The sequence below is a fragment of the Caproicibacterium argilliputei genome (assembly GCF_029211325.2).
Classification (GTDB): domain Bacteria; phylum Bacillota; class Clostridia; order Oscillospirales; family Acutalibacteraceae; genus Caproicibacterium; species Caproicibacterium argilliputei.
Map to the genome: position 1 here is coordinate 313615 of NZ_CP135996.1, position 18191 is coordinate 331805.

The following is an 18191-nucleotide window of genomic DNA, read 5'->3' on the forward strand; positions in this document are numbered from 1 at the left end:
GAGAGTGAATATGGACTGGGGCAGTCAGAAAAATATCCTCGTTTTTGTAGAACAAAAAGATGGTAAGCCGGTCGGTGCGGGTCTTGAAAGTTTGACACCGGCACGCACCCTGGCTGAAACTTCTGGTGGCAAGGTGCTCGCTTTGCTGGTGGGCAAAGATAATACGGAAGCGGAAAAGGACACCGCTGCTTTCGGGGCTGATCAGATTTTATCCGTACAAGGGGATGCTTTCGGCGAGGGCTGCGCGGACGCTTTCCTTTGCGCGCTGGAACAGATGACCGAGAAATACCATCCGGGGGTCATTTTGGCAGCCAATACGCCTTTGAGCAGAGAACTGACCGCGCGGCTGTGTGCCCATAAACAACTGGGCAGTATACAAGATGCAGTGGCTCTTCGGATGGAAGACAATACGCCGGTTTGGACTGTTTCGGCTTATGGCGGCACGATTCGGGAAGATGTCGTTCCGGATACGGTTCCTTTTGCTGCGACGGTGCGTTCCGGTGCGTTCCGCAAGGCAAAAGCAGGCGGCGCTGCGGCTTCGGTGGTACAGGAAACCGTTTCTGTACCGCAGGATGCGCTGCACACAAAGGTTCTGGAATCTGTTAAAGAAATTGCGGAAGCGGTTAACCTGGAAGACGCAAAGGTTATTGTTTCCGGCGGACGCGGCATGGGCAGCAAAGAAAATTTTGCCCTCGTTCAGCAGCTGGCGGATGTATTGGGCGGTGTTGTGGGTGCAACACGACCGGCAATCGAAAGTGGCTGGATTTCCCGTGTGCATCAGATTGGGCAGTCCGGCAAGAGCGTTGCTCCGGCACTGTATATTGCCTGTGGAATTTCCGGCGCCATTCAGCACGTTTCCGGTGTGGTGAATTCCGGATATATTGTAGCCATCAATAGTGATGAGGATGCTTCCATTTTTGACATTGCCGATGTTGGCATTGTGGGAGACGTGATGCAGGTGCTCCCGCTTATGATTGATGCAATCAAGAAGCGGAAGGCAGGCTGAAAAAGCTGTATTTTAGGAAAGCGGCCAAACGATTTTCAGAGCGAAATCATTCTCTGGCTGCCTCCTCAAAAAAAGGCGTGAAAAGAGCGGCTTTCGGGCTGCTCCTTTTTCATGCCTTTTTGCGCTTCGCGCCTGAAATCATCCGGATACTTTTTCAATGGATTCTGCCGAGAAAGGGCAGCCTGTTTGGGCGGCGCAGGCGTTTTCAGCCTCTCTTTTCTGACAGACGTGGCCTTACCAATTCGCAAAATCCATTCTGTCAAACTGCGCACATGGCGGTCAACCGCCGTGGAAAGCACGGACAAAAATGCGATTCTATCTTGTGGCTTGCCTGCAGGAATCGGGGCGGGGATGTTTTGCGCCTATGGCGCTGCAGCAGGCACGCACTTCCGCTGCCCATTTTTCCGGGTAGCGGATCAGCAGTTCTTCATGCTGGAGCTCGTAGCGCCGAATATCCGGGTTTTTAAAATGAAGCTGATAGCGTGCCTGATACTTTTCGCCCATTTTAGCGGCATAAAAACAATGAATGGTGGTGCCGGGAGCAGAAATGTTTTCTCCAACCGGCGTAACAAGATCTGAGTAAAATGGATTGTATACGCTTTGCTTTTGCACAAAGGACATGACACCGTTTCCACAGAAAAGACGGAGAAACTTTTCCGTGTATCGCCTCGCCTCCGGTGACTTTTTGGCAACTCTTCCGGTTTGTCAATCGTTTGTGTCAGTTAACGTGCCCAAGGCACCGGAAAACCGCGCGGCGGCTGTCCTTTCAGCACACAGAGCGGTTCCTTTTAGCGCTTCAAAGCAAGGGGGGCAGATTCCTGCGCAAATACTTTCTGCAAAAACCGCAGGACAGTCTGCTCCATTTCCCGGCGTTCTGCTGCACATTTCGTGGGGTACAGTCGCTCTGAGCGAAACAGCAGGCGGAGCAGCCGCTGTGATTTTTGATGGAGAATCGGTACCATCAGATGGCTGATGTGCGAAAAGACAACCGTTTGCACCGCATACGGGAAATGCTTTTCAGCAAACCGCTTCTGCAGATGTTCCAGATACACAGCGGAGGGCCAGATGGTGTCCGCCTGTGTTGACAGTAAGAGAACCGGCCCGTGAATTTTTTCTACCGGAATGATAGATTCGGGCGTGACGGTTTTGTTTTCGTTCAGGGGCAGCAGGGAAAACTGCCTTTCCGTCCGCCAGATTTTCAGTTTGTTAATCTTGCGCACCGTGTAGGGCGTACAGGCAAGCGGCTTTCCGCGGTATGACCAAGAGGAACAGCCGCTGGGGGCTTTGCCCGCAAGTCCCTCGCCGACAAAGTAAGATGGTGCACGCGCAATAACGCCGCAGATTTCCGGCATGACGGCCGCTGCGCACAGCACGTATTCCGCCCCTTTGGAAATGCCGTCTGCCACAATCCTACTGTATCCCTGCCGGTTTAGCCACGCGGCGGCGTGCTCCAGATACTCCAGCGGAACTTCGGACAGTACCGGATTCGTGTGCTTGGTGCCAAACAGCGCCAGTGCCAACGCCGAGAAGCCGTGGGATTGATAATACGCGCCGAGCCTTTTTCCGGTGGCAAGGCCGCCTTCTGAACCTGATACAAAAATGACGGCGCTGTTTGGCGTGCCTGCCGGATAAAAAATGCCGTCAAAGCCTTCTTTTTCTGCCGAAATTTTGATTGCTTCCATTTTCATCATCCTTTCCGCGCAGTGACGCTATTCGTATTGATCCAGCGCATGCTCTACCACACAAAGCATTTTTTCTAAGGTTTCGCGGCTTTCCTGCGGGAGTTCCCGTACCAGCACGGCGAGTTCCGCCAGCAGGTTTTCGTGAAAGGCGAGATGACTGTCGTAAACGGTTTTTCCGGCAGCTGTTAGGCTGAGAAAGACTTCGCCCCTACCGGCGGGGGATGGCTCTTTCTGAATCAGCCCCTTTTGCAGCAGCTTCTGGGTCATTTGCGAAACGGCACCCTTCGTAATCCCCTGCAGGGCGGCGAGCTGCTTGGCAGTTACGCGGCCGCGCCCGCCGATGACGGTCATCGTGTGTACTTCGGAGCCGTAGAGCAGCTGTCCGGTGGGGTACTGCCTCGGCTGCTTGGTCTTTTGGTTGTATTTGTTGATTACGCGGTATACAGCCTCAAAAAAATCCTTTTCATCCATAGGAAAACACCTTCTAGAAAACAGTGTACAATATAGTTTAGCTGCTAAACTATATTGTACACTGTTTTTCGGAAATAGCAAGCGGCACTAAAAAAGTGTCAGGCACGTCCCATGGTATCCGGAACCGTGCTTTACGGGTTCTGTCGTTCCTTTCGCAGGGTCAGGGAAAGCAGGAAAGCGATTGCAATCAAACCTGCGGCGACCTGCGTGGCACTGCGGAATCCGGCGTACAGCGCCTGTGTTTTGGCAGCAGCGTCCGCAGTGGCGGCCGCTGCCAGATAACGGCTCTGTCCGGCAGAGAGAAGCCCCACAAAGAGCGGTGTGCCAAGCGCGGAGCCAAGCTGTATAAATGTGTTGATAATGGCAACACCGTCGGTTTGCTCCTCCGGCTGCAGCTGGCGCAGCGCGTTCGATTGGTCAGGCGACCATGCAAGGGCGATACCGAAATAAATCAGCGTGTTTATTACCGCAATCCAGGCAATCGGTGTGGACGGCTGGATTCCGGTCATCATGACGAGAAAAACGCACATGAGCAGCAACCCCAGCGGGATGAGAAGCTTTCCGCCAATGCGGTCATACAGCTTTCCTGAAAAAATGGTCATGAGGCTGCACACCAGTACAGCCGGAAACAGGAGGAGCGCAGACAGCAGGGAGGACAGCCCGATTCCGCTTTCAAACAGCATAGGGAGCAGGATGTTCAAAGAAAACTGCACCATTTGCATGACGATGACAAGCACGGCGCCTACTGTAAAATACGGCTTCCGAAATACACGGATATTCAGCATGGGCTGCGAAAGTTTGAGCTGGCGTACTGTAAAACAAATCAAGGACAGTGCTCCGCCGGCAAACAGCAGCATGGTTACGAGGATGCTTGTGTCGGAACCAATGACGCTCATGCCAAATACAAGGAGGGAGAAGCCTGCGGAAGAAAACACGATGGAAGGAACGTCGAGTTTCGGCTTTGTCAGTTCGATGGTGCTTCCCAAAACCAGCAGTCCGCCAACGATGCAGGCACCCGCCAAAGGAATGAGCATGATGAACAACGCTCTCCAGCTGAAGACCTGCAGCACAACGCCGGACACAATGGGCCCGACCGAAGGGCCGACCAAAACGACGCAAGTGCAGATTCCCATAATGAAGCCGTGCTTTTCGCGTGGATACAGGGTCAGGGCGGTGTTGATCATAATCGGTGCCAAAAGGCCGGTTCCAATGGCCTGCACCATTCTTCCTGCCAGCAGAACCGCAAAATTGCCCGAAGCAGCGGCAATCACAGTGCCCAGCAGAAAAAAGCCCATTGCGCCGGTGTAGATTTGCTTTGTGGTAAAGGTGTGCAGTAAAAAAGCAGAGATGGGAACCATGATGGCAACAATAAGAACATAGCCGGTGGACAGCCACTGAACCGTTGTGGCGGTCACGTGCAGGTCTGCCATGATTTGTGAAAGTGCAACATTGAGAATGGTTTCGTTAAATAGAGAAAGAAAGCCGCCAAACAGCAATAGCGCCATCATGGCTTTCAGCGGGGCGGGCTTGGAACGTTTTTTTTCAGACATCTTGCACACTCCTTTAATAGACCAGTCTGTATATTTGACACAAAAAGAAACGTTTCCATTTTTCAGGGTGGAAACGTTTCTATCGAATTAACGTGGGCAGAAACTGCAGAATCGTGTCCAATGGCGCCGTGTCCTTTTCTGTGATGGAAAGCGTAATGGCACCCTCAATCATGGACTGCAGAAGGCTGCCGAGATTCGCGGACTGCTCGGCGTCGAAGCCGCTTTTCTGCAGCTTTTCAGAGTAAAGCGCCGCCATCTTTGTAAAGGAGCGGGCGCAGGCTTCCCGCAGCAAATCGCTGGTTTGGCAGGTTTCCAGAGCTATCATGCTCAGGGACATGGTCTGCAGCTTTCCGTCGTCCCGCAGGGCGGCGGTCATATCCTGAATCACCTGGGCGATGGCACGAACGGGCTCGCGGTGTCGGCTTAGGCTGGAGCTGACCTTTTCCCGCATGGACTTGCCCGCCAGCTCCACGGCGGCTAAAGCCAGCTGCTCTTTTCCGTTTGGAAAGTAGTAATACAGAGAGCCTCTGGGCGCTCCGCTTTCCCGCAGAATTTCGTTCAGTCCGGTAGCAGTATAGCCTTTCAGCTGAAACAACCTCGAAGCGGTCTCAACAATCTTTGTGCGGGAGTCTGTTTGACTGCTGATATGCTCACCTCCTTTTTTATAGTATAACTAGTCTATATAATACTCCTGCCTGTCTGGAAATGTCAAGCGGCAGTTTGCCGGAGCCGCTTGAAAGTCTGCCGAACTGTTGCAGGACAGCTCCTTTTTTGTTATGATGAACAGAAAGAACTCGATGCGGCCGCGCGGAAGGGCTGCAATATTCAGAGAGTTCCGGGAGGAATGATGAAGCAGACGATTCGCCGCAATCAAACGCAGCTGCCCTACAGCTTACACGACAGTATTGTGACAGAACTTGTAAAATCCGAAGATCAACTGACAGTACGGTTTCAAAACGGGTTTGTTGCGGCCACGGAGCCGTACCCGCAGGTCGAAGGGGAACTTGTCTTTGCGCATGTGGATTGGGATTTCAGCTCGGTCTATCTCCTTTCCTATCCGGATGCTTTTTGTGGAAACACCGGCCGCTTTTTCGGCGAAAAGATGGCGCTGGAAGTATTTTTGGAGATGTATGGAACGACTCGATTTGACTTGGTCGATGAAACTTATGGTTTTCATCTTTCAAAATTTGACGGTTTTCTTTCTGCAGAGGACGGTTGTACATATGAATGTAAAATGGAAATTTATCATCTGGGGGATATGCAATACCTGGTCAAGCCGTGACGGTTCGCAAGCGGAAAAGCAGGAAATTGACCTTTGGAAAGCGGCACCAATTGCCGCAGACCGCAATGGCTGAGATTGTATTCGGGCACTTTCCCCTGTGTGGCAGACGGTTTTGTGCAGAAAAACACGGCTCGCTTTGCAGAATCCCCAATAATTTGATGCGCAGCGCCCGCAAATTTTTTGAAAATGCTGTTTGACATTTCTGCTTTAGGCGAGTAAAATATAAAGAAATTCAATTCTGTTCGAAATGCAAGGAAAGGGACAGCCCGCAGGAATACTCCTCTGCAGAGAGCCGCCGGTTGGTGCAAGGCGGCGGGGAGTCCGGCGGTCAATCACCCTGGAGCAGGCGGCTGAAAGCCTTTGAAGGCCAGTAAGCGCGCCCGGTTTTCCCCGTTACAGGAACACGCATTGCTGGATGCGTATGAGGCCGCGAAAGCGGCGAAGCAGAGTGGTACCGCGGAAGCTTTGGCGCTCCCGCCTCTGAGCTTAAAAAGCCGGAGGCGGGGGCTTTTTTATATGCAGGCGAATTGTAAGAATGGAGGAATCGCAGGATGTTACGAACGGGTGCACAGATCATAATGGAGTGTCTTTTGGAACAGAACGTCGATACGGTTTTCGGTTACCCCGGCGGCGCGGTGCTGAATATTTATGACGCGCTGTATGAGTACCGCGACCGCATCCGCCATGTGCGCACGGCGCATGAGCAGGGGGCGGCGCACGCTGCGGATGGCTACGCACGCTCTACGGGGAAACCGGGCGTTTGCATCGCGACTTCCGGCCCGGGGGCGACCAACCTGGTGACCGGCATTGCGACAGCGTATATGGACAGCGTGCCGGTGGTTGCCATTACCGGCAACGTCAACGTCGAACTGCTGGGGCTGGACTCCTTTCAGGAAGTGGATATCACCGGCATTACCATGCCGATTACCAAGCACAATTTTCTGGTGAAGCATATTGAAGACCTTGCGGATGTGCTGCGTCAGGCATTTCAGATTGCGCAGTCTGGCAGACCCGGTCCGGTGCTGGTGGATATTCCGAAAGATGTGACCGCGAAACAATATGACTACGAAAAGCGGGAACCGCTGCCGCTGTTTTCGGCGCACGTACCGTCAGAGGAGCGCCTGCAGCAGGCGGCGCAGATGCTGCAAAAAAGCGAACGGCCGTTTTTGTATTTGGGCGGCGGCACCGTCCTTTCCGGCGCGGCAGAAGCAGCGGCGGCGCTGGCGGAGCGCCTGGACGCGCCGGTCAGCGAGTCGCTGATGGCACAGGGAGCGTTTGATGCACACAACCCGCGTCACATGGGGATGCTGGGTATGCACGGCACGAAAACCAGCGCGGAAGCCATTAAAAACTGTGATTTATTTGTGGCAGTCGGCACCCGCTTCTCGGACCGCGTGCTGTGCAATGCGGGACTGTTTGCCCGCAACTGTCCGATTCTTCAGATTGACATCGACGCGGCGGAGTTTAATAAGAACATTGATGTGGATCTGCGTCTGGAGGGGGATGCGCGGCAGGTTCTGCAGGCGCTGCTTTCGCGCCTGCCGCAGCAGAATCACGCCGCGTGGATGCAGCAGGTTCATGCATGGCAGAAGGCGTATCCGCTCACGCAGACCGCGAAAGCAGGCGTTCTGCCCAAAGATGTATTGGAAACGCTGGACCGCCTGACGGATTCCAATGCGATTTTGACCACAGAGGTCGGGCAGCACCAGATGTGGGCGGCGCAGTTTTACAAATTTCGCCGTCCGCGGCAGTTCCTGACCTCTGGTGGGCTGGGCACCATGGGATATGGCCTTGGCGCGGCACTGGGGGCGCAGGTCGGCAATCCGGACAAAAAAGTCATCAATGTGGCGGGGGACGGCGGCCTGCACATGAACTGCAATGAGCTTGCCACTGCGGCGCATTACCGCCTGCCAGTGGTGGAATTGCTGCTCAATAATTCCGTGCTCGGCATGGTGCGTCAGTGGCAGAAGCTGTTTTACGGCAGCCGCTTCTCTGAAACAACGCTGGATACCAACACCGATTTCTGCAAGCTGGCGGAAGCCTTCGGCGTGAAGGCGTACCGCATAAAGACCAAAGAGGAAATCGAACCGGTGCTGAAAGAAGCGCTGTTGCAGAGCGGCCCTGTGCTGGTGGACTGCTGGGTGGATCAGGATGTCAACGTGCTGCCGATGGTTCCGGCGGGCGCAAGCGTAGAAGAGCCGATGCTGGAAATGTAGCAGGGCAAAGACAGGAGGAATACGCCATGTATGAAGATCAAAACGAAAAAGAATATGTGCTGTCCATTTTGGCGCGAAACAATCCCGGCGTGCTGCTGCGGATTGCCGGATTGTTCAGCCGCCGGTGTTACAACATTCTGTCCATTGTCGCCTGCCAGACGGAAGATACCGGCTACTCACGGATTCTGATTGTCGTTTCGGGCGATGACCGGATTATCCGCCAGGTCGACAAGCAGGTGAGCAAGCTGATGGATGTGGAAAACGTGACGGTGCTGGAGCGTGACAAGGCGGTCATTCGGGAGCACCTGCTGCTCAAAGTCAGCCGCACACCGCAGACGAGCGAAAAGCTGGTTGAGCTTGCAAATGTGTTTCATGCCAAAATTTTAAATGTGGAGCCGGTTTCCATGATTCTGGAGCTGACCGGCGATGCTGCCGCCATCAATTCCTTTATTGAGCTTGCCGATCCTTATGGCGTCCTGCAAATTCTGCGCACCGGCGCTATGGCGATGGGAAAATAAAAAGTTCGGAACGATTCTGGAAAACGTCTATTTTTGCACTTCAATTTGCGGAAAGAGGGTACGATCATGCTGACACTGGATAAAGTATATCATGCGGCTTTTGTACTGAAGGAAGTTGCCCGAAAGACGGATTTGATTCCTGCACCGAAGCTTTCGGACTGCTGCGAGGTTTATCTAAAAACGGAGAACCTGCAGGTGACCGGTTCGTTTAAAGTGCGCGGTGCGTACTACAAAATCAGCCAGCTGTCTGAGGAAGATAAGAAAAAAGGTGTGATTGCCTGCTCCGCCGGCAACCATGCGCAGGGCGTGGCGCTTGCGGCGGCGCGCAACGGCATTGACGCGGTCATTTGTGTGCCGGCCACCGCACCCATCAGCAAGGTAGAGGCGACCAAAAGCTACGGCGCGCAGGTTTGCCTGGTTCCGGGTGTGTATGACGACGCGCACAATAAAGCGGAGCAGCTGCAGAAAGAAAGCGGCCGCGTGATGATTCACCCGTTTGACGATTCAGATGTCATTGCCGGACAGGGCACCATTGGTCTGGAACTGTTGGAGCAGCTGCCGGAAATGGACGCGGTGGTGGTGCCGGTGGGTGGCGGCGGTCTGCTTTCCGGTATTGCGTTTACTGTCAAATCCTTAAATCCGAATTGCAAAGTTTACGGGGTGCAGGCGGAAGGCGCTCCCAGCATGGTGCGGTCACTCAAAGACGGCAAGCCGGAAGAACTGGCACAGGTGCACACCTTTGCGGACGGCATCGCGGTGAAGTGCCCGGGCGAGTTGACCTACAAGCTCTGCCAAAAATACGTGGACGGCGTGGTGACCGTCACAGAGGACGAAATCGCCGCGGCGGTGCTGTCGCTGATTGAGCAGCACAAGCTGATTACCGAGGGTGCCGGCGCGGTGTCGGTTGCGGCGGTTATGGCAGGCAAGCTGGACTTAAAGGGCAAAAAGGTGGCGTGCGTGCTTTCCGGCGGAAACATCGACGTGACCATCCTCAGCAAGGTGATCAGCCGTGGGCTGCTGAAAGCCGGCCGCAATACCGACCTGACCATCACGCTGATGGATCGCCCTGGCGAGCTGAAGGAGATTTCCGCCATCATCGCCGACCTTGGCGGTAACGTGGTCAGCGTGTTCCATGACCGCGCGGATGAGGATGCGGATGTTTCCGGCTGCTACCTGAAAATCCGGATGGAAACCCGCAACTGGGAGCACGTTCAGCAAATCCGCCAGGCGATCGCGGACGCCGGGTACCATATCTGCGTTTCCTAATGAGTATAAGAAAAGTGAGGCGGGCACAGGCGCCGTTGCCTGTTTCACTTGTTGATTGGTTTCCAAACGAAAGCCGCTGTGAATTCCTCACAGCGGCTTTCGCGTGTTTTCAGTACGGCAGGAATTGGGTGAAGAGCGCATACAGCACAACCGCGCCGCAGGCGGGCAGAAACACCCAGACGGGGGAAATCTCTACTTCGGCGACTTTCAGCAGGCGGGAAATGCTAAGCGCGGCGTTGAAGATTTCACTGAGGAACAGCAGCAGGATGTACCCCATCAGACCGAGGTGCGGCAGGACAAACGCGCACCATGTCACCCGCATACAGGCATCCACAATGTTGTAAAACAGGGAGTAGGACTGCTGGTCCAGTCCCTTGAGCATTCCGTCCACCACGCTGTCCACATACATTAAGGGCATGAGCGGTGCCATGATACGCAGCAGAAACGCACCGTCTGTGCTGCCGTAAAATATACGGCACAGCGGAGCGGCAAAGGCGGCAATAAAGGCGGCGGCGGAAAAGGAAAAGCAGAGCGTCAGCCGGAAAGCACGGCCAGCCACCAGCTGAATCCGCACTTTGCGGCGGTCGGCACAGCAGCGGGCAAGTTCCGGTACCAAAAGGGTGATGGCGGCGGAAAGAATCGCGTTTGGAAACAGCAGCATGGGCAAAACCATGCCCTGTACCAGCCCGTACTGCGACAAAGCGGCGGTGTTGCCGGCCCGCACAGCAAGCCCGCGCGGAATCAGCAGGTTTTCCACCGAAAAGAGCAGGCTGCGCAGTCCGGTGCCGCCGATGACCGGCCCGCCGATGCGCACAGCTTCTTTCCATGGGGCGGGCGGCTGCGTTTCCGGCGCGACGTGCCGCACGTACCGCCGCAGGTAGGCGAGCACCATAAACAAGCAGGAGCAGCCCTCCGAAAGGGTAGAGGCGAGCATCAAGGCTGTCAGGGGATTCTGCATCTGTCGCACTAGGAAAATGCTCAGGGCGATCCCCACCGCCTGTTCCAGAAGTTCCGCCGCCATCGGAGAGCCGGTGTGTCCTTCCGCAACGAAGCAGCCCTTCAGCGTGGCGGCAGCCGCGATGCACGGCAGGCCGGGAATCAGCACGCGCAGGGGCGTGGTGCCGCCGAGCGTGCCCGCCAGCAGCGGCGCACAGAAGTAAAGTCCGGCGCCCGCCGCCGCGCTGACTGCCAGACTCAGCAGCAGGCAGCGACGCAGGGTTTGACGGTTGGGGCCGCGCTCCGCAGTCAGGCGCGTTGCGGCAAAGTTTGCGCCGGAGGCGGAAAGCACCACGCCGAGCGAAAAGACGGAGAAAACCAGCTGGTAAATGCCCATTTGTACAGAGCCGAGTGCGTCGCACACCCAGCCTTTAAACCAAATGCCCGAAAGGCGCACGGCGGTGCTTTCCAGTGTCAGCCAAAACGTGTTTCTGATGAATGCGCGTTTGTTCATCCGCCTGCCTCCCTTTGGACATCCTTTTCCATATATATTGAAACGAACCTTGGAAAATGATAGAATGTTTCGGAAGCGGTTATGCGGGAAAATTCTGCGGTATGGAGGGGCAAATACTGTTTTACACCATGATTTTTCGGCGTATCGCTGATTGCGCCCAATCCGGAAGGCCGCTTTGGTTGAAAAACCATAGGCGGCATGGTAAGATACATAGAAAGAGACTTGCAAATTGCGGACAGGAGAAGCAAACATGGATTGGACAGACGTGACCGTGACCGTGGCACAGGCAGACGGCGAAAAAGCCGAAGCCATTGCACAGATGGTGGTGCCATACGGCATTTATATTGAGGATTACTCGGATTTGGAAGAGGGCGCGCGGGAGATTGCGCACATTGACCTGATTGACGAGGAACTGCTGAAAAAAGACCGCACGCATACGGTGATTCACATTTATCTGGAGCCGCAGGAAAACCCTTCGGAGGCAGTAGCGTTTTTGTCGGAACACCTTAGTGCGGCGGGGATTGACCATCATATCGGCGAATCCTCCTGCAAAATGGAGGACTGGATTAATAACTGGCGGAAATACTTTCACCCGATGCCGGTGGGTGAAAAGCTGCTGATTCAGCCCTCTTGGGAGGAGCCGGCGGAAAGCGGCGGCCGCACCGTGCTGCATCTGGAGCCGGGCTTAGCATTCGGCACTGGCACACACGAAACCACGCGGCTGTGCATGGAATTGCTGGAAACCTATGTGCGGCCAGATGCACAGGTGCTGGATGTCGGCTGCGGCAGCGGCATTTTGAGTGTGGCGGCGCTGCTCTTGGGGGCGAAGTCCGCAGTCGGCGTGGATATTGACGAGCTGGCAGTCAAAACCGCTATTGAGAACGCAAACCGCAACCATGTCGGGAACCGCTTCACCGGTATCTGCGGCAGTCTGACCGAGCAGGTCAGCGGTACTTACGACGTGGTGGTTGCCAATATCGTTGCGGATGTGATTCTTGCGCTGACGGCAGATGTGGAAAATTTTCTTAAGCCGGGTGCGGTTTATTTGATGAGCGGCATTATTGATGAGCGCGAGGCAGATGTACTGGAAGGCTTAAAGCCGCATTTTGAGATTTTGCAGCGCAAAGAGGAACGCGGCTGGGTGGCGCTGGCAGCAAAGGTACGAAACTAAAAAGGACCGGATTTTCATTTTGAAAATCCGGTCCTTTTTATGCCCTGTGCAGCGGATCAATATTTTTCGTATCGGTGGTTCGGGTCAAGATACCGCCGCTATGCAGAATCACGCGTTTTGAACGGGTACTTTCCTTGTTTGCGCCGATCTGCACATCCTGAATATACCTTTGCTCACACGCTGCAAGCAGCAGCCGGAGCAGTGCCTGCCCATACCCTTATTTGCATTCGCAGTAGTTGCCGAGAAAATGGAAGCGCGGCAGTTCGTCTTCGAGCGAGCAGAGCAGCTCCAGGACTTTCGGGTCGTGTACATTGCCGGTAAAGTCCAGATAAAAGTCGTATTCAAACGTTTTACCGGCAATCGGTCGGGATTCAATTTTTGTCAGATTCATGCCTGCCGCCGCAAAGCGGGAAAGCACAGCGTTCAGGCTGCCGGTGGTGTGCGGCACATTAAAGCAAAGACTGATTTTTTCCGCGGTGCGCGGAATGCACAGTTCCTTGCTGATGACCACAAAGCGTGTGGCGTTATTGTCGGTATTCTGGATGTCGCGCTCCAAAATGTGCAGGCCGTGTGCTTTGGCGGCGCTTTCGCTGCACACCGCGGCGACGCCTGCGTCCCGCGCCGCCAGTTCGGCGGCGGCGCTGGTGCTGCTGCTGTCAGAAAGCGGCACCTGCAGGGCAGCCAAACGCTGCGAGCACTGCATCAGCGCAATGTCTTTGGAGCGCACGCAGCGGATATCCTCGAATTTTCCGGTGCGGTTTGCCAAGCAGTGATGTACGCCGAGCGTTTTTGCGGCGATAATTGAGAAGCAGTACTGCATCAGCAGACCGTACACTTCGCTGACGCTGCCCGCACTGGAGTTTTCTACCGGAATTACGGCAAGGTCGGCCTCGCCTTGCTCCACACAGCGGAAAATATCCCCAAAGCGGCTGAAGAAGCTGGGAACCGCCTGCGGATACAGCTGTGACACCACATCGTGGCTGTAAGACCCTTTCCCGCCGAGGCAGGCGATGGCGGCTGTCCGGCGCGGGGCTTCGGGCGCGGCGGCAATGCGCGTGCGCAGACGGCTGCCTGCCCCCAGAAGCGTGTGCTGCAGCGCGCGGCTCTCACTCATAATGGTGTTATAAACAATGCGCGCCGCGCCGCCGTACTCGCCCGCCTGCGCCGCAATGCGGTTTAAAATTTCCTGTTCCCGTTCCAGATTAAAAACCGGGGTGCCGTCCCGCCGCTTTACTTCCGCCACTTTTTTGGCGCAGTCCATGCGCCGTATAAACAGCGGCAGCAACTGCGCGTCAATCGCGTCGATTTCCTTACGAATCTCGCTTAATTCCATCGGTTACACCTCCGCAGAACCATTCAGAATACCGGGCAGATTTAGAAGCGCCAGCGCGGCGGCAGACTCCACCACCGGCACGGCGCGGGGCACAATGCAGGGGTCGTGCCGCCCGCGCACCGCAAGCGTGGTGTTCTGCCGGGCGGCAAGGTCAATGCTTTGCTGCTCTTTGGCAATAGAGGGCGTTGGCTTAAACGCCGCACGGAACAGAATCGGCATACCGGTGGTTATGCCGCCGAGAATGCCGCCGGCGTGATTGGTGCGCGTTTTGACCGCACCGCTTTCGTCATAAAAATAAGCATCGTTGTTTTCGCTGCCGTGCAGCTTGGCAGCGTCAAATCCCGCGCCGAACGCAACGCCTTTGCACGCGGGTATGCCAAACAGAATCGAAGAGAAAATACTTTCAACGCCGCCGAACATCCCCTCGCCGCCAAGTCCTGCCGGCACGCCGGTAATGCCGCACTCCACAATGCCGCCGATGCTGTCTTGTGCGGTGCGCGCAGCTTCGATTTCACGAATCATCGCGTCTTTCCTTTCGGCGGAAAGCACTGGAAAGTACGCGCCGCTCAGGTTTTGCAGCACTTCCGGCAGCGGGTTCAGCGGCAGGTCTTCCACAGCGCCGACTGCCGCCGCGTGCGCCCCAAGCACGATGCCCCGCCGGAGCAGAATCTGGCGGCAAACAGCGCCCGCAAAGACCAGCGGCGCGGTCAGCCTGCCGGAAAAATGCCCGCCGCCGCGTACGTCTTGAAAACCGTGGTATTTGACCCACGCCGGATAGTCCGCATGGCCGGGACGCGGAACGGCCAGCAGATTTTGGTAGTCGCCGGAGTGTGTGTTGGTATTGGCAATCACCGCGCACAGCGGCGCACCGGTGGTGGTGTCATGTAGAAGGCCGGAGAGCACCTGCGGCGTGTCGGCTTCTTTGCGTGGTGTGCTGGTGCGGTCTTGCCCCGGTGCGCGGCGTGCCATCTGCAGGCGCACCGCTTCTAAATCCACTGTCTCACCGGCGGGCAGTCCCTCCAGTACACAGCCGATGGCAGGGCCGTGGCTTTCCCCGAAAATACTGATTTTTACCTGATTACCCCAGGATGACATCTGCTTTTCCTCCTAACGAACCGAACACTTCAAAAAAGTCCGGCCAGCTTTTGCGCACGGCTTCCGCATCTGTAATCACCACCGGGTGGGCTGCGTGCAGCGCAGCAACTGCCGCCGCCATCACAACGCGGTGGTCGTTATATCCGTCTGCTGTGCCGCCGCGCAGACCGGAACCGTACAGAATCAGACTGTCTGCCGTTTCTTCAGCGCGTCCGCCCAGCGAGCAGACCATCCGGTGCAGGGCAGCCAGCCGGTCACTTTCCTTCAGACGCAGCCGTGCACCGTTGAGCAGGCGGGTGTGTCCCGGCGCGCAGGCACCCATGACCGCGAGTGCGGGCGCAAGGTCGGGAATCTGCCCCACGTCAATGTCAATGCCGTGCAGTTCACCGGGGCGCGCAGTCAGAACGCCGTCCTTCCAGTGCAGATCCGCGCCGAAGCGGCACAGCAAATCCACAATGGCGCGGTCCCCCTGCGCAGAGGCAGGGTCCAGACCGGTGAGTGATACTTCACCGCTGAGCGCGCCCGCTGTGAGCAGAAACGCCGCCTGACTCCAGTCCCGCTCAATCTCCAGATTGTTTGCCTGGTAAGTTTGGTTACCCGGCACTTTCCAGCCGGTTTCGGTACAAAGGACCTGCACGCCGAATTTCTGCAGGGTGTGCACGGTCATTTCCACATAAGCGGCGCTCTGCAGCGGCGTGGTCAGCCGGATTTCGCTGTCACCCGAAAGCAGCGGCAGCGCAAAGAGCAGACCTGTGATAAATTGACTGGAAACATCGCCGGGCAGGTCGTAAAGGCCGGGTTGCAGCCTGCCCGAAACTGTCAGCGGCAGTCCACCGGCGGAGTCACACGAAACGCCGTGCTGCGGCAGCAGTTCCAGATAAATGCCGAGCGGGCGCTGCGGCAGCCGCCCGTGTCCGACAAATGTTGCCGTAACGCCGAGTGCCGCTGCAACCGGGATGAAAAAGCGCAGGGTAGAGCCGCTTTCGGCGCAGTCCAGTGTGACCGGTTCGGCTGGCGGTACGGAAATGCCGGTCATCTGCAGGGCAGTACCGTCCCGTACCGGCGTTGCCCCCAGTGCGTGCATACAGCCGATGGTGGCTTCCATATCTGCGCTGCTGCCGATGGGCGTCAGCGTACTGGTGCCCTGCGCAAGCCCTGCGCAAAGAATGGCGCGGTGCGCGGCGCTTTTGCTGGGCGGAGGCGCGGCGGTTCCGTGCAGGGTGCCGGGCAGAATCCGTGCGCGGCTCATGGCTGCACCCCACAGAGAGCAGGCAGCTCGGCACGCGGAACTTTCCGAATGAAGCTGGTGCCGATATTTTTTAGAAAAATAAGGTTCACGCTGCTGCCGCTGCTCTTTTTGTCGTGTGCGGTTGCGGGCAGCAGGACTTCCAGTGTTTCGGCGCAGGTGGTCGGCAAACCGTACTTTTGCAGAACCACCGCAATTTTTTCGGCAGTGCCTGCTTCGGTTAGTCCGGCTTTTTCGCCGATTTGTGTAATCAGCAGCATACCGATGCCCACCGCCTTGCCGTGGGAAAGACCGCCGTAGTGCTGTACGCGCTCCAGTGCGTGCCCGAGGGTGTGTCCGAAGTTCAGGACGGCGCGCTCACCGGTGTCGTGCTCATCGCGTTCCACCACCTGCCGTTTGATGTCAACACAGGTGTAAATCATTTCGGAAAGCCAGCCGCGGCAGTCTTCTGCCGCCAGACGGTCAAACAGCGCCTTGTCGCGAATACAGCCGTATTTAATGACTTCTCCCATGCCGTCTGCAAAGTATGCGGCGGGCAGGGTAGTTAGGGTTTCCGGGTCAATCAGCACCAGTGCGGGCTGATGAAACGCCCCAACCAGATTTTTTCCCTCCGGCAAGTCAACGCCGGTTTTGCCCCCAACGGAGGAATCCACCTGCGAAAGCAGTGTGGTTGGTAGTTGGATGAATGGAATGCCGCGCAGCCAGGTGGCCGCCGCAAAGCCGGTCATATCACCGCACACGCCGCCGCCGAGCGCCACGGCGAAATCTGTGCGCGTCAGCTCCGCTTCGGCAAATGCCGTGTACAGAGAGGAGATGGACGCCAGATTTTTGCTTTGCTCACCTGCAGGAAATACGGAAACGGACGTCCGAAAGCCTGCAGCTTCCAGCGCACAGCGAACGGTTTCCACGTACAGCGGGGCAACATTGGTGTCGGTAACGAGGACAGCGCGTTCCGCCGCCGGCAGCAGTGCCTTGGCACGTGTTCCAATTTGTGAAAGGCAGCCGCTTTCAATGATGATTTCGTAGGAAGGCTGTGTGTGTACAGTCAGATTCATTCTCCCAGTTCCTCCTTAATCAGGCGGCCCTGCCGCAGCAGCGCCTCCAGCTTGTTCCGGTCGTTTTCCGCCACGGCACTGCGGATATCCGAAAGGTTTTCCAGCAGCGTGTCCAACTCTGCGGTGAGCGCGGCGCGGTTGTCCAAAAACAGCTCTGCCCACATGACTTCGTTGATGTTTGCCACGCGCGAAACATCGCGGTAGCTGCCTGCGGAAAAGCCGCGGTGTCCCAGGCAGCGCGGGCTCATCACATAAGCGCACGCCAGCGCGTGCGGCAGCTGGCTGGTAAAAGCAATCATCTGGTCGTGTTCTTCCGGCGTTGTGGTGACCGAGCGCCCAAAGCCCAGCGTAAACGCGGTCTGCCGCAGCAGTTCCTGTACTTGTGCAGGAGCACTGCAGGGTACCAGAATGTAACTTGCCCCTTGAAACAGGTCAGCGCGCGAGGCGGAAAAGCCGTGCTTTTCCGTGCCCGCCATCGGGTGCGCGCCGCAGTACGGGAAGCCGCCTTTTTTTGACAACGCGGTCAGCGCACGGCAGACCTCCGTTTTGATGCCGCAGACGTCGGTGACGATGGTGTGCGGGGAGAAAGCAGAAAGATGACCCTTTACAAAATCAATGTCCGCCTGCGGGTACAGGCAAAGATACACAATGTCTGCACTGCGCAGGTCGTTGTCATCCCCGACTTTGGTCACCGCGCCGCAGGCGAGCGCGGCTTCCAGCGCGGCGGGGTCGGTGTCGATTCCGGCCACGCGGCAGTCGGTATACTGCGTAAATGCCTTTGCGAGACTGCCGCCAATCAGACCAAGCCCCACAATTACGATGTTTTTTTTCACAGCAGATTCCTCCCGGC

At 56.4% G+C, this 18191-nt stretch carries 17 protein-coding genes; 7 read left to right on the forward strand and 10 right to left on the reverse strand.

Going from position 1 to position 18191, the window contains the following annotated elements; all coding sequences use genetic code 11:
• Positions 1-10 precede the first annotated feature (10 nt).
• Together PXC00_RS01425 and PXC00_RS01430 are read left to right on the forward strand one after the other, a co-directional pair.
• Complete coding sequence (locus PXC00_RS01425; protein WP_275844580.1) at positions 11-1006, forward strand: electron transfer flavoprotein subunit alpha/FixB family protein; 996 nt, start codon at positions 11-13, stop codon at positions 1004-1006.
• 186 nt (positions 1007-1192) lie between these two features.
• Positions 1193-1585, forward strand: a complete 393-nt coding sequence (locus PXC00_RS01430) for a hypothetical protein (protein ID WP_275844579.1) — start codon at positions 1193-1195, stop codon at positions 1583-1585.
• Positions 1586-1794: 209 nt separating this feature from the next.
• Here the strand turns inward: PXC00_RS01430 and PXC00_RS01435 are convergent, their stop codons facing one another.
• The 4 genes from PXC00_RS01435 to PXC00_RS01450 form a co-directional block, all read right to left on the reverse strand.
• Positions 1795-2688: an acyl-CoA thioester hydrolase/BAAT C-terminal domain-containing protein gene (locus tag PXC00_RS01435; RefSeq protein ID WP_275844578.1), complete on the reverse strand. Its 894-nt coding sequence runs from the start codon at positions 2686-2688 to the stop codon at positions 1795-1797.
• Positions 2689-2715: 27 nt separating this feature from the next.
• Positions 2716-3159, reverse strand: a complete 444-nt coding sequence (locus PXC00_RS01440) for a MarR family winged helix-turn-helix transcriptional regulator (RefSeq protein ID WP_275844577.1) — start codon at positions 3157-3159, stop codon at positions 2716-2718.
• 131 nt (positions 3160-3290) lie between these two features.
• Positions 3291-4709 carry an MFS transporter gene (locus PXC00_RS01445; RefSeq protein ID WP_275844576.1) on the reverse strand — a complete coding sequence of 473 codons (1419 nt, stop codon included), beginning with the start codon at positions 4707-4709 and terminating at the stop codon, positions 3291-3293.
• A 79-nt stretch (positions 4710-4788) separates the two neighbouring features.
• Positions 4789-5355, reverse strand: a complete 567-nt coding sequence (locus tag PXC00_RS01450) for a TetR/AcrR family transcriptional regulator (protein WP_316935226.1) — start codon at positions 5353-5355, stop codon at positions 4789-4791.
• Between the two features lie 198 nt (positions 5356-5553).
• Between PXC00_RS01450 and PXC00_RS01455 the strand changes: the two genes are divergently transcribed.
• From PXC00_RS01455 to ilvA, 4 genes are all read left to right on the forward strand, one after another.
• The gene (locus PXC00_RS01455) at positions 5554-5991 is read left to right on the forward strand and encodes a hypothetical protein (protein WP_275844575.1); all 438 of its coding nucleotides are present in this window, start codon (positions 5554-5556) and stop codon (positions 5989-5991) included.
• A 551-nt stretch (positions 5992-6542) separates the two neighbouring features.
• Positions 6543-8207 (forward strand): biosynthetic-type acetolactate synthase large subunit, encoded by a 1665-nt coding sequence (gene ilvB, locus PXC00_RS01460; RefSeq protein WP_275844574.1) that lies wholly within the window; start codon positions 6543-6545, stop codon positions 8205-8207.
• Positions 8208-8233: 26 nt separating this feature from the next.
• Positions 8234-8725, forward strand: coding sequence for an acetolactate synthase small subunit (gene ilvN, locus PXC00_RS01465; protein WP_275844573.1), 492 nt, complete (start codon positions 8234-8236; stop codon positions 8723-8725).
• 66 nt (positions 8726-8791) lie between these two features.
• Positions 8792-9991: a threonine ammonia-lyase gene (gene ilvA, locus PXC00_RS01470; protein ID WP_275844572.1), complete on the forward strand. Its 1200-nt coding sequence runs from the start codon at positions 8792-8794 to the stop codon at positions 9989-9991.
• Positions 9992-10100: 109 nt separating this feature from the next.
• On the opposite strand, the gene PXC00_RS01475 is transcribed toward ilvA, so the two are convergent.
• A complete protein-coding gene (locus PXC00_RS01475) occupies positions 10101-11441 on the reverse strand; it encodes an oligosaccharide flippase family protein (RefSeq protein WP_275844571.1) in 1341 nt (446 codons plus the stop codon).
• 250 nt (positions 11442-11691) lie between these two features.
• On the opposite strand from PXC00_RS01475, the gene prmA reads away from it, so the two are divergent.
• Entirely contained in the window at positions 11692-12612 is a 921-nt protein-coding gene (gene prmA / locus PXC00_RS01480; RefSeq protein ID WP_275844570.1) for a 50S ribosomal protein L11 methyltransferase, read from the forward strand.
• A gap of 217 nt (positions 12613-12829) precedes the next feature.
• On the opposite strand, the gene PXC00_RS01485 is transcribed toward prmA, so the two are convergent.
• The 5 genes from PXC00_RS01485 to PXC00_RS01505 are packed head-to-tail and all read right to left on the reverse strand — an operon-like array spanning position 12830 to position 18174.
• Positions 12830-13945, reverse strand: coding sequence for a bifunctional chorismate mutase/prephenate dehydratase (locus PXC00_RS01485; protein ID WP_275844569.1), 1116 nt, complete (start codon positions 13943-13945; stop codon positions 12830-12832).
• 3 nt (positions 13946-13948) lie between these two features.
• Positions 13949-15040 carry a chorismate synthase gene (gene aroC / locus PXC00_RS01490; RefSeq protein WP_275844568.1) on the reverse strand — a complete coding sequence of 364 codons (1092 nt, stop codon included), beginning with the start codon at positions 15038-15040 and terminating at the stop codon, positions 13949-13951.
• The gene (aroA, locus tag PXC00_RS01495) at positions 15024-16289 is read right to left on the reverse strand and encodes a 3-phosphoshikimate 1-carboxyvinyltransferase (RefSeq protein ID WP_275844567.1); all 1266 of its coding nucleotides are present in this window, start codon (positions 16287-16289) and stop codon (positions 15024-15026) included. The genes aroC and aroA overlap by 17 nt, the downstream gene beginning before the upstream one ends.
• Positions 16286-17341, reverse strand: a complete 1056-nt coding sequence (aroB, locus tag PXC00_RS01500; RefSeq protein ID WP_275844566.1) for a 3-dehydroquinate synthase — start codon at positions 17339-17341, stop codon at positions 16286-16288. The genes aroA and aroB overlap by 4 nt, the downstream gene beginning before the upstream one ends.
• The gene (locus PXC00_RS01505) at positions 17338-18174 is read right to left on the reverse strand and encodes a prephenate dehydrogenase (RefSeq protein ID WP_275844565.1); all 837 of its coding nucleotides are present in this window, start codon (positions 18172-18174) and stop codon (positions 17338-17340) included. The genes aroB and PXC00_RS01505 overlap by 4 nt, the downstream gene beginning before the upstream one ends.
• Between the last annotated feature and the right edge of the window lie 17 nt (positions 18175-18191).